This window comes from Fulvitalea axinellae, assembly GCF_036492835.1.
Lineage (GTDB): Bacteria > Bacteroidota > Bacteroidia > Cytophagales > Cyclobacteriaceae > Fulvitalea > Fulvitalea axinellae.
In genome coordinates this window covers 2,770,191-2,782,310 of record NZ_AP025314.1, presented here as the reverse complement: position 1 = coordinate 2,782,310, position 12,120 = coordinate 2,770,191, and the positions used below count along the sequence as shown (strand labels likewise).

The following is a 12,120-nucleotide window of genomic DNA, read 5'->3' as shown; positions in this document are numbered from 1 at the left end:
TTTATGTGAAAGTCCTGTCAACTTATGGCGGGACTTTTGCGTTTAAGGCCTGTTCGCTGTCGCTGAAATTAAAAAAATGGAATAAAGGAAGGATTCCGGATAATAAGTCTTAATTTTGCCGTTTCGTAATTGCTCGGGTTGTTAGGCACTATAAAGGAATGTATTAAGCTGGCAAAGCGGGTGATAGTTTACATCAAAAAATTGGCATGAAAGAAATTGAGACGTTGGGCTTGAGCGAAGAGATCACAAAAGGGATCGTAGAATTGGGCTTTGAGGAGCCGACAGAGATCCAGAGTAAGGTGATTCCTTTGTTATTGGAAGAAGACCGTGATCTAATCGCCTTGTCGCAAACGGGGACTGGCAAAACCGCTGCGTACGGATTGCCTATCATTCACAAAACCGAAGTGAATGAAGGACATATCCAGACATTGGTGCTCAGTCCTACTAGGGAACTTTGCCTGCAAATCGCCAACAACCTGGAAATGTACGCCAAATATGTCAGGGGAGTGAATGTTGTAGCCGTTTACGGCGGAGCAAGCATTACCGGACAGATTTCGCTCTTAAGGAAGCGTCCGCAGATTGTAGTGGCCACACCTGGCCGTATGCTGGACCTTATCCGCAGGAAAAAGATCGATTTGAGCAACGTGAGCCGTGTCGTTCTCGACGAGGCTGACGAAATGCTGGACATGGGCTTTAAGGATGAGTTGGACGCCATCCTTGACAGTACGCCGGACGAGCGTACAACGATTCTTTTCTCGGCTACTATGTCGCCGGAAGCGGAAAGAATCTCTAAGCGTTACATGAGCGAGCCGGTTAAAGTATCGGTAGGTCGCCGTAACGCTGGTAACCGTGACGTAACCCACCAATGCTATGTTGTGCGCCGTGACGACCGTTACGCCGCGCTGAAGCGTATGATGGATATGCATCCGGATATCTATGGCATTATCTTCTGCCGTACCAGAAGGGAGACAAAAGAAATCGCTGATCAGCTTTTGGGCGATGGCTACACGGCCGACGCTTTGCACGGTGATATGACCCAGTCACAGCGTGATGCCGTAATGGGACGTTTCCGTGTGAAAAGCCTTAACATGTTGGTTGCTACTGACGTTGCCGCTCGCGGGTTGGACGTTGAAAGCCTGACGCACGTAATCCACTACGGGTTGCCGGACGATACTGAGAACTACACTCACCGAAGCGGACGTACAGGCCGTGCCGGTAAGCAAGGTCAGTCTGTAAGTATCATCGGGAAAGGCGATTTGAGACGTATTCGTTTCATCGAAAAGATGATCAATCAGAAAATCGAGCGCGTGCCGGTGCCAGACGCAAAGACTGTTTGCGAAAAGAGAGTAGGAAACTACCTTCAGCACCTTATTGAGCTCGACACGGAGAACACCCCGGCGGAAGAAGTGATGGCATTGGCCGTTGAACGTCTTCAGGAGCTGGACAAGGATGAGTTGATCAAAAAATTGGTTGCCTCGAAGTTCTCTGACTTCTTCACATACTACCAAAACGCCAAAGACCTTAACGTAAGTGGTCGTGATTCTGATGGCAGAGGTCGTGATCGTGATAGGGGATATGATCGTAATGATCGTCGCGGTGACCGCCGTGAGCGTGGTGGCGATCGTGTTCGTTACTCAAGGTTCAAAATCAATGTAGGTAAGCGTGACGGCGTTAATCCGCTTAAGGTTATCGATTTGGTAAATGAGGTTTCTCCTCACATGAATGTTGAGATCGGTAAGATTGACATTATGTCATCGGAGACTTACTTTGACGTGGATCAGAACTTCAAAGATCACATTATGGGTGCCTTTAAAGGTAGTCAGTTCGAAGGCCAGTCTCTATCAATCTCAGAAGAGAAAGAACGCCGTTCTTTCCGTGGAGGAAATGGTGGCGGTAGAGGGGGCTTCAATCGTCGTGACAACAACCGTCGTGATGACAGAAGATCGAACTATAACAGCAGACCAAGAAGAAGCTATCGTTCTTAATCCTTCAGGAAAAACGATTTTCAAAATATTCTAACAAAAAAGCCGGGCTAGTGCCCGGCTTTTTTGTTGTCCATGTCAATTATGGATTTAGTATTTTCTAACCACTTTCCCGTTATAAGTTTCGCCACCTACGGTTACTCGGTAGATATAAATCCCCGCAGTCAGTTTGGTTCCAACTTGGTTAACGTTCCAGTTGATCGTTTCCTTTTCTTCAGAAATAGTCTTTTCGAAACTTTCGACAAGTTGGCCATCAGCGTTGAAAATGTTGAATGTGGCGGTTTCTCCTTTATGTGCGTTAAAAGTAAAGCTCAGCTTGTCCGAGAATGGATTTGGTCCGACTAGGAGACCTTCTGTATGTTGTTCCGTATTTGTGTTGAGGCTGGTTTCGGCAATAGCGATTTGTTCCATATCACTTGTAGCGGCCAAAGCCTCTGTTCTGGACGATGAGATTTCTAGATTTAAGCCTGTTAGTTTTTTGCCTTTTTGTGGGGAGAAAACCAAAGTCACAAACTTCAAATCCTCCGCTCTGGCTTCTCCTGATTCGTTCCAGATAACGGATAAGCTACCAGTAGATTCGGCGCTTTGGAATTGGCCGGGCATCAAAGCTGAGACATTGTCTAGCTGCGCGGTATTGTCATCCCAATCAATTGTGAATTGCACACCGTCAAGCTGTTTTTCCGAATTTAGAGAAAGCGTCAACTCTAAATTGCCATTCTCTAGTTTTCGGGTTTCGCTCAGTTCCACCTTAACGGGATTCGTAGCTGTTCTGTAAGATTTTCCGTCAGAGGTCAGGTCGCCTTTTCTGGCTATAAGGAATTTCACATCAACTCCAGTAGAAGGCAAAACAGTTTCGAAATCATTTCGAATATCCGCAAAATCCTCGTCTTCAATTTTCTCCATCTCGTCTTCGGGAATTACTCTCCAAGGGGATTGGATCCCTTCCAGCCCGAGGATTTCCGATCTTACGGACGAAATGTCGGCGGTTGATACCCTATAGTCGTCATTTGCGTCTGCGATGTAGCGGTCGAGAGCTTTGTAAAGACGCGAGACGCCTAAAATATGTCTCCGGATAAGCAGGAGGTCCAAAACAGAAGGTTTCTTGCTGCCGTCTTCGTTTATTTCGGGTTCTATGCTCAACTTCTCACCTTGCAACGCAGATGCGCTGAGAGTTCCGGAATTGGTTACTTGGTCTTGTTTCTTATCCTCGATTTTCCAATTCCAAGCTACGTTGCCAGCCAATGTGCCGTCCGTCTGCAGAGCTGTCGCTTTTATGCCTACAAGTGGCAAGATTGTAAGCGAGCTGTTCCCCCAAGTTACGGGCGCTTCCGTTAGGATACGGTCAACCAGCGTGAATCCCTTACCTGACGCGTTCATGATATTAATGCCGGTTGTATAGGCGTCTGTCTCGTCTGCTACAATGAACTCGAGATTGAACAATATTCCGTTTTCAGGAAGCGAGATTCCGTTTTCATCGCTTGAGGCCCAATTGATGTTCAGCTTGCCTGATTCGGGTTGAGTATACGAGAAATCCCCTTCAAGTTCCGTTTTCACCCTTTCTACAGAGAGAATTGCAGGATCCCAACCCAAAGAAACCGTGAGGTCTTTCATGTGCTTGAACCCTTCTGCCGAGACAGGGACAGTGACTTTTCTGCCTTTGCCGGCAAATAGTTTTTTGGGACCCGTAACGTTTACTGGGTTCATGATGTGCTTATTTCCGAGCTTGACAGCGAATCTATTTGAGGCGTAGGATGCCTTGTTCTTTGTCACTTCAAAGGAGTACTTGTCGGCTGTAGTAAGGTCAATGTCTTTGTCAAGGAAGTTGTCATGTAGCGTCAGCTTTCGACTTTCTTTCAAGTTACGGAACTCGCTAATCTTGATGGTGTGCGTGCCGTAATTTCGGGCGGCGAAGCTTAGGTCTAATTGAGATCCCTTTTCGGGGAAAGGCATCACGTTGAATCTAGTGCTTACGTTGTTCTTTTCGCCTGTTTCCAAGCGCTCAGTGTTGTGTGAGGAAAGATACGCTTCTCCGAATTGTATAATGTCTTCAGAAATGTCAAAATCTGGACTTGCTTTGTCATCGAACTTGAAACCGATAGGGCTTTTGCCATGGGCGGGTGCTTCGATAGTCAGAATTATTCCCTCAAAAGCAAGAGGTTGTGGGGCCTTTCTGTATTGAGGAACATCGTGGACAGGGTAGTCTACCTTAGACTCTTCGGTGAAATTGAAAGTTTGAGCCGAGGTGGTTTCGTGATTCAATTTGATAAAGAATGCTTGTCCGGGAGCCAACATGACGTGATCCGCAACAATGCCTCCGGGTATGGCAGATTCTTCAGAGCTTCCTGCCGCATGTAAGACCCTATATGAATTCAGATATGTATCCCAAACGTAGCAAATTTTCGAAAGCTGACCTTGTAAGGCCGTAGACTGAGAGTAATAAAGCTCTGTCCAAGAAATAGGGCAGGGGTAGGGATTCGAAAGGTAGTAAAAGCCGTAATTCGAGTTGTCCCCAGATGGTTCGTTCAAGGTGACGGAAACATTTCCTAGGTTAATGGCACCTGTTTCTTCAAAAGAGATGGAGCCGTCTGTTATTGACGGAGCCAGAGTGTAAATGTTATATCCTAGGCCAGGGGTTAAGTTAATGCCTAGGCTTTCTTCTCTGTGCCAATAAGGAGTACTTGTACTACCGTCATTTGCGGGATTGGAGGCGAAGTCTCCGTAGGTGTTTTCCTGAAAAGTTGCAACACTTCCATGGTATGTGTCGCTATCCAAGATAACTCCAATTTTGTCGTTCCAGTCGCTTAGTGTCATTCCTCCAATCAGGGGCCCTATATGGTGCCAGTCCGGAGTTTGGTCAATCAAGCTTCCTTCGTCGTCATATTTGGCTATATGGCGCTCCACCTTGATGTCTCCGTTAATAGTTTTGTTGTTGCCGTCGTCGCTGTTTACAAACGATGTTTGGGGGATCATGGCATTGCCGTCCTCGTTCCATTGGAGTACGAGTTTTCCGTTGGTATTGACTGCGCCACTCGATAAAGTCAGCATTTTCGAGACGGTGAAGTCATCCTGAAATGTGATTGAAGTGTTTGGTTTGTTTACGAAAACGTACGGAACCGTGTGTTTTGAGTCAACTGAAACAGGGCCGGTTGCGCCACCAAATCTAACTTCGGCGCTTTCATCACTGGCGGTGATGGTACCTGAAGGGCCTGTCCAATCACCTTGCAGGTTTATTTTTTGGTTTAGGCGTAAATTTGTGTTCTCACCAGTGGTGAAGGTGCCGTAAACCCGTTGAAGCCCATCCACGGTTACAGTGCCACCTGTTTTTATTATGTCAAAGTCTCCTTGGTGGTTAATGGTCTGTTCAATGATTTGGTCGGAAGCGCCGGTTAAAGAGAGTTTCCCGGAATTAATTGATGATTCCAAACCTTGAATGTTTCCTGATACATTGAGGCTTTGTCCGGATAAGTTGAGCGTAGCCGTTTGGATATCCAAGCTTCCGTTTACCGTGACGGTGTTTACCATGTTGACAGTGCCACTAGTCGCGATTTCAAGGTTATCAATGTCAACCTCGGGGTTAATCTGATGAGTGCCGCTTCCCGTGATTTTCACTTTGCCATTACCAGTGATGTTGGTTGTTTCTCCTGTCCAATCACCTGTTACTTCCACAGTGTTTCCTGAAAAGCTGAAATCTCCTTTTGTGTAAAGGTTTGAGGTGGTGGCATCTTGGCTGACGGTAACGGTGCCGGCCCCTTTGTCAATATGGAGCATGGTCAAAGAGTTGCTCAGGTCAAGGTTTTGGTCGTTGTCGCCCAGTAGTTTTACCTTGTCGCTCGAGTTTCCGACCCAGTCTCCTTCGGCGTTGATGTGGTCACCGTCGTCATCTATTGTGCCGTCATTGCCACTGGTGTCAAGTGTGCCGTTTACGGTAACGTCATTTTCGAATTTAACAGTCGAGCCCGTAGGCTTTTCAATGACAAGGTCGTCCAAGTTCAGCTCTGGCCCGATTGTTTGCGGATCCTTGTCTCCGCTGATTTTTATCGTACCCTGGTTATTCGGACCGAGTTCGCCGGTCCAATCATTCTGAATTATTAGCTCTTTGTCCTCAAGGTTGAGGTTGGCGTTTGAGTTTGTCTCAAATTCTCCAAGAAGGGTGGTTGTGCCGTGAAATTGAATTTCTACGTCAGGCTCTGTCGGAAGAATTTTTAATTTAAACAGTTTGCCTGGGCCACCTTCTCCAGAACCTGTAACGCGAGGAATAATGAGTGGGGAATCCTCTGCCGATGGGGTAAGCTCTATCGTGTGGTTGTTGCCCCGGTTTCTTATTTCGTCAGCTATTGGGAATCCGTTCTGCGACAATGTTTTCATTTTGATGTGAGAATGCCCCCACATGACAATGTCCACACTGGAATTAAAGTCCGTTTCAGTGCTTGAGGTTAGGGCGAGACCTTCCTGAACGAAAAACTTTGCGTTGGTGTCAGTGTTTTCATTACCTCCGTTACCTATCTGGAATTTAAGCTGTACACCTCTCTTGGGGGATACGCCACTTTTTATCTGAATTTCAATCCGCTTACAGAGGATCGTGGTATTGCTTGGGATTTTGATATTGGAATAGAAATCCTTCTCAAAAACGGCAATTCCGTTTTCTCCAGGCCAGCGGTCATACTTTTTCACGCCATTCTCTTCGTATTCCCAAGCATTTGTCGAAGTGGGACTGCCATGCTGATGGATTTTAAGGGAATTCCAGTTTGTCGTATAAGTGAATTTGCTGGACGAACTAGACGAGTGCTCTGGTCCCATCCATCGGTAGACAGTATCAGGGACGGACGCCTCACTTTGCGCAAAAGTATTAATTGGGGGAGCCAACAACGCAAGGAGACAGGCCATGAAAAAGAACTTGGCTAGGAGTCCTTTGTGGGGGCTGGAGATTGACCGGCCCGCAGGGAAATGTTGTTTGTGAGTGAAGCGTTTCATAAGCTTATGAAATGAAGTATATCTGTTGGGGCAGAGTACTTTAGTCATGGTTTAGGCTCCTCCGGACCACGTGGTTTTGCGTGGTTCGAAAGTTCTAAAATGTAATTAGAAGTATATTTAACTTTATAAATATAGTCGAATTGTTTGAAAAATTAATTTGTATTATGCTTATTTCGAAAAATGTTTCCTTGTTAATAAGTAAGAAGGTTTTTGTTTTAATAAGAAATAGTGATTTTGAAAAGAAATATACGTTTTGCCGGCCTGTGCTTATTTTTTTCTGTGGTATTTATGAAATATGCCAATGCTCAAGTGAGCCAAGAAGGAGCCAATAGTGGGAACAGCGGGTATCCTATTGGGAATATGGAATATAATGAATTGGAGAGCGATGTTGTGACAACAAGCGGACTCGGCGGTGACGGGGATACCCCTCCAGGACCAAAGGTGCCGATTGATGGCGGAGTGACCTTGTTAGTTGGTGCCGGAGTTGCACTTGGTTACAGAACCTTAAAGAACAAAAAGGCGAGCATGAAAAAGTGATTTTTTGATTGACCAAATATTAGCAAGGGAGAAAGGAGGCTGTTTTCAGTTTCCAGTCTATGATGTATGCCGACTTAAATTGTGAGGCTCTCTTTTTGTTGCAAAAAGAGAGCTTTATTTTTTTGGGAAGGGACTCTTCTTGGAGGTTTAGGTCTTTGTGTTATAGGTGTTTTGCTTATACTTTTGTTGCCAATCGTACTTTTTGTGGTAAATTTCATTCTGAAGATTTTCTTTGAGAGCAAACGGTTGAAGATTCTTCCCGTTGTTTTTGGATGATGGTTGAGTTTCCTGTCGGTGGGCAAATGATTGGGTTGATGAAAAGAGTGCAGAGTGTGGGCCCTCTAGGGATTTAAGTAAAGCTAAATGGAAAAGAAACTGTTGATAATGCGTCACGGCGAAGCGGAATGGGCCAGGCCCGGTGAGCCGGATTTTGACAGGAGACTGTCGGCTTCAGGGCGGAAGGAGGCTTCGGAGGCCGGTTTGTGGATGAGTCAGAATCTCCTGATTCCAGATGTCGTTTTGGTTAGTGGAGCCAAAAGAACAAGGCAAACAGCGAAGCGTGTTGTGTCTAAATGGTATAATTGCAATCCTGATATTAAATATCTTGATGAATTATATCGGTCAAATCATCAACAAATGCTGGGAGAGGTAAATAAAATCAAGAATGATTTTAAAATTGCGCTGATTGTAGCGCATAATCCGACGGTTACCCAATTTGTCGAATACTTAACGGGAATTCCTTACGGGGGAATGTCTACAGGCAGTTGTATCGAAATTCGTTTTGGGCTGGATTCTTGGGCGTGGGTGTCGAAGGGGTTGGGAGAGCCTGGTTTGTTTTTTTCTCCTTCAAAATAAAACAGCCCGACTGTGAGTAAGTCGGGCTGGAGTGATTTTATAAACGGTCTGTGACCGTAACCGAATATCAAGCTACGGCTTCTTTCACTTTTTCGGCGGCGTCTTTCAATACGATGGCCGATTCTACCTCAAGGCCAGATTCGTTGATGATTTTGGCTGCCTCTTCGGCGTTCGTTCCCTGAAGGCGAACAATGATCGGAATCTTAATGTCTCCAATATTCTTGTAAGCCTCGACAACGCCATTCGCAACTCTGTCGCAACGTACGATACCTCCGAAGATGTTGATCAGGATAGCTTTTACGTTAGGGTCTTTCATGATGATACGGAACCCGGCCTCAACAGTTTGGGCGTTAGCAGTACCTCCCACGTCAAGAAAGTTAGCTGGCTCGCCACCCGAGAGTTTGATGATGTCCATGGTGGCCATAGCGAGTCCAGCGCCGTTTACCATGCAACCTACGTTGCCGTCGAGTTTTACGTAGTTCAATCCGTACTCGCCGGCTTCAACTTCCTCAGGGGCTTCTTCCGTGATGTCGCGCATGGTGGCGATATCTTTATGGCGGTATAAAGCGTTGTCGTCGATGTTCACTTTGGCGTCGAGAGCCAAGATCTGGTCGTCGGCGGTTTTGAGGGCCGGGTTGATCTCGACCTGTGAGGCGTCAGAGCCTTCGTAGGCCTTGTAAAGGGCGAAGAGAAACTTGACCATGTCTTTGTGGGCGGCTCCTTCAAGGCCGAGAGCGTAAGCCACTTTTCTGGCTTGGAAACCTTGTAGACCAACAGCCGGGTCAATCCACTCTTTGATGATCTTTTCCGGAGTTTTCTCCGCCACTTCCTCGATATCCATACCACCTTCGGTGGATGCCATAATCACGTTGGTGCCAGTGTTACGGTCAAGAAGAATACTTACATAAAGCTCGCGGATATCCGAAGGCCCCGGGTAGAAAGAGTCTTCCGTGATAAGAACTTTATTTACGAGTTTGCCTTCGGCGCCAGTTTGTGGAGTGACCAAGGTCATGCCGATGATTTTGCCGGCTAAGTCCTTAACCTCGTCAAAATCTTGGGCTAATTTTACGCCACCACCTTTACCGCGTCCGCCTGCGTGGATTTGGGCCTTAACTACATATGCTGGAGTGTCGGTTTCTTCCTTGATGCGTTTTGCTACCTCCACAGCCTCTTCAGGCGTATCGGCGACATAACCTACAGGAACTTTAACCCCAAAGCGAGCGAGGATTTCTTTTGCTTGATATTCGTGTATGTTCATGATTGTTAATTTTAGACGAATCTATAATATTTGAATTTCTTTACCAAGAGATTTTGGGCGTTAATACCGCTCTGAATTAGTCTTTTGGAAGGAGGGGAGTTTACCTCCTTTTACGGGCAGGATGCGCAGAAAGCTTGTTTTTTATGTTCATAATTTTAAGGTTTTCGGACTTGTTTGTTTATTTTGAATCTACTTAAAGTGCAACGATATAGGCTCTTGGGAGAGTTGGTGGGCTAATAGTGCAAAAACTAAAGCCTGGTGTTTTTAATGCGGGAATAATAAGAGTGTCAGGCGTAGGGTTTTCTGTGGTTAGAAGGCTTAGCCGAAAGTAAATTGCGGGAAATTACTTAATCCTCAAAATAATTCGGAATCGTTTTCGTTTGGGTACCGGAGGAGTGGAAATATGTTGAGAAGTTTAGCCCTAATTCTGATCTCAATCTTTGCGTTATTTTCGTGCCAAGAGAATAATTATACCGAGGATTTCGATTATATCCCTGAGGGAATATCATACAGTAATTCTGGAAGGTATATTCCCGAGACGTTAATGCCTTATCGCTCTGGACAGACGGTGGTCGATCATGGGAATTATGCGTTGGCTTATTCAGAAACGCATGAGCAGGCTGAATGGGCGGCTTATAAATTGACGCCCGAGCAGGTGAACAACAGACATATTACAAGGAAAAACTACTTTAAGACAGACCCCACCACCTATATTTCCTCGGCGAAGCACTCGGATTATAGCTATACGGGGTATGCCCGAGGACACTTGGTGCCAGCGACGCATATGGCTTATGATTTGACAGCGTACAAAAAGACTTTCTACATGAGCAATATGTCTCCCCAAATCCAGAACGGGTTCAACGCCGGGATTTGGTCTAGACTTGAGACGCAGACAATGAAATGGGTGACGAACGGCACGGGCGAAAAATGGGTTTTCACAGGTCCGATCCTATACCCGGGCTTGCCTAAGCTTACCCAGTACGCCGCCAATTCCAGCAGATTGAATTGGGATATTGTCACAAATATTTCTGTTCCCCAATATTTTTATAAAATCATATATGATCCGGACGAGGAATGGGTTATCGCATTTATTTTTGAAAACCGTCCGCATAATGGTAGGGAGTCGTTTATGGAATACGTTACAACGGTCGATGCGATTGAATCCTATACAGGCATTGATTTTTTGAGAGAAGTGGAGGACGAAATGGAAAATTGGTTGGAGTCCACAATAGATACTTCTTTCTGGGAATAGATAAGAGAGCGGAAACGCTTTCTGAAAGTGTTGTCGTTTTGATTGAGCGAAGTGCGTGTTAGGGAGTTTGATCTGATCAAATTCCTTATTTTTTGAACAAGCCTGTGTTTTGAGATATAAATCTTACGGAAATCGCTATTTTGCCAACGTTTTTTTAAAGTATCCGAACTATGGCTAGCGAAGAATTCATACTCCGGACGGAGGATGTCAAGAAAACTTACGGTGAATTAGCGGTCCTCAAAGGCGTTACGTTGGACGTGCGAAAAGGTGAATTGCTTTCGATTGTTGGGGCTTCAGGCGCAGGAAAAAGCACGCTTTTGCATATTATGGGGACGCTGGACCGTCCGGACTCCGGTCGTGTAACTATGAACGGAACGGATATCTCGGGCTTGGATGACAGGGCGTTGGCCCGTTTTCGGAATACGAATATGGGTTTTGTGTTCCAATTCCATAACCTATTGCCGGAGTTTACGGCGTTGGAGAATATTTGCATGCCGGGCTTTATTGCCGGAAGGCCTGAGAAAGACGTGAAGCGCAAAGCCGAAGAGCTGATGGAGTTGCTCAAGATTAGCGAGCGTAAGGACCATAAGCCTTCGGAACTTTCGGGCGGGGAGCAACAGCGCGTTTCCATTGCCAGAGCGTTAGTCAACGACCCGGAGATAGTGTTTGGCGATGAACCTAGCGGGAACCTCGACTCAAAAAACGCAGAGGAGTTGCACGGCCTTTTTTTCAAACTGAAAGAGGAACTGAATTGCACGTTTGTTCTGGTTACCCACAATATGGCGCTGTCGGCCATGGCTGACCGGACTTTGGAGATGAGAGACGGAATATTAATATAATCTGATATGTCAACGATTAAGCAAGGGGAGGTTTTCGAACACGAATTCCAATTTACCCAGGAGCAGGTGGCTGAATTCGCCAAAGTGACAGGCGATAACAATCCTGTCCACCTTGACGCCGAATATGCGGCGGGTACGAAATTCAAAAAGCCGATTGTCCACGGAATGTTGGGCGCAGCGGTATTCTCAAGAGTTTTCGGAACGATGTTTCCCGGTGAGGGGACGATTTACTTAGGGCAAACGCTCGATTTCAAACGTCCGATGCTCGTGGATACCGATTATGTTGCGGTGTTTGAAGTGTTGGAAGTTGATGAAGCCAAACATACCGCTACTGTGAAGGCGGAGATAAAAACCACCGGAGCCCGTCAAAAAGTTTTGATGGATGGTACTGCAAAGCTCCTGAATGAGTTACGCTTCTAGGAATTT

8 protein-coding genes are annotated in these 12,120 nt (G+C 46.0%); 6 read left to right on the top strand and 2 right to left on the bottom strand.

Annotated elements, in window-relative coordinates; all coding sequences use genetic code 11:
- Positions 1-206: 206 nt before the first annotated feature.
- Entirely contained in the window at positions 207-1,985 is a 1,779-nt protein-coding gene (locus AABK39_RS10525; protein WP_338391306.1) for a DEAD/DEAH box helicase, read from the top strand.
- 87 nt (positions 1,986-2,072) lie between these two features.
- On the opposite strand, the gene AABK39_RS10520 is transcribed toward AABK39_RS10525, so the two are convergent.
- Complete coding sequence (locus AABK39_RS10520) at positions 2,073-7,001, bottom strand: T9SS type A sorting domain-containing protein (RefSeq protein WP_338391305.1); 4,929 nt, start codon at positions 6,999-7,001, stop codon at positions 2,073-2,075.
- A gap of 186 nt (positions 7,002-7,187) precedes the next feature.
- Between AABK39_RS10520 and AABK39_RS10515 the strand changes: the two genes are divergently transcribed.
- Positions 7,188-7,490 carry a PID-CTERM protein-sorting domain-containing protein gene (locus AABK39_RS10515; RefSeq protein WP_338391304.1) on the top strand — a complete coding sequence of 101 codons (303 nt, stop codon included), beginning with the start codon at positions 7,188-7,190 and terminating at the stop codon, positions 7,488-7,490.
- 363 nt (positions 7,491-7,853) lie between these two features.
- Positions 7,854-8,345, top strand: a complete 492-nt coding sequence (locus AABK39_RS10510; protein ID WP_338391303.1) for a SixA phosphatase family protein — start codon at positions 7,854-7,856, stop codon at positions 8,343-8,345.
- Positions 8,346-8,412: 67 nt separating this feature from the next.
- On the opposite strand, the gene sucC is transcribed toward AABK39_RS10510, so the two are convergent.
- Positions 8,413-9,603: an ADP-forming succinate--CoA ligase subunit beta gene (gene sucC / locus AABK39_RS10505; protein WP_338391302.1), complete on the bottom strand. Its 1,191-nt coding sequence runs from the start codon at positions 9,601-9,603 to the stop codon at positions 8,413-8,415.
- A gap of 403 nt (positions 9,604-10,006) precedes the next feature.
- Here sucC and AABK39_RS10500 point away from each other — a divergent pair, with 403 nt between their 5' ends.
- The 3 genes from AABK39_RS10500 to AABK39_RS10490 all read left to right on the top strand — a co-directional run bounded on the left by AABK39_RS10500 (position 10,007) and on the right by AABK39_RS10490 (position 12,114).
- On the top strand, positions 10,007-10,855 hold the full coding sequence (locus tag AABK39_RS10500) for a DNA/RNA non-specific endonuclease (RefSeq protein ID WP_338391301.1): 849 nt from the start codon (positions 10,007-10,009) through the stop codon (positions 10,853-10,855).
- A 170-nt stretch (positions 10,856-11,025) separates the two neighbouring features.
- Positions 11,026-11,694, top strand: coding sequence for an ABC transporter ATP-binding protein (locus tag AABK39_RS10495; RefSeq protein ID WP_338391300.1), 669 nt, complete (start codon positions 11,026-11,028; stop codon positions 11,692-11,694).
- Positions 11,695-11,700: 6 nt separating this feature from the next.
- On the top strand, positions 11,701-12,114 hold the full coding sequence (locus tag AABK39_RS10490; RefSeq protein WP_338391299.1) for a MaoC family dehydratase: 414 nt from the start codon (positions 11,701-11,703) through the stop codon (positions 12,112-12,114).
- Positions 12,115-12,120: the final 6 nt, after the last annotated feature.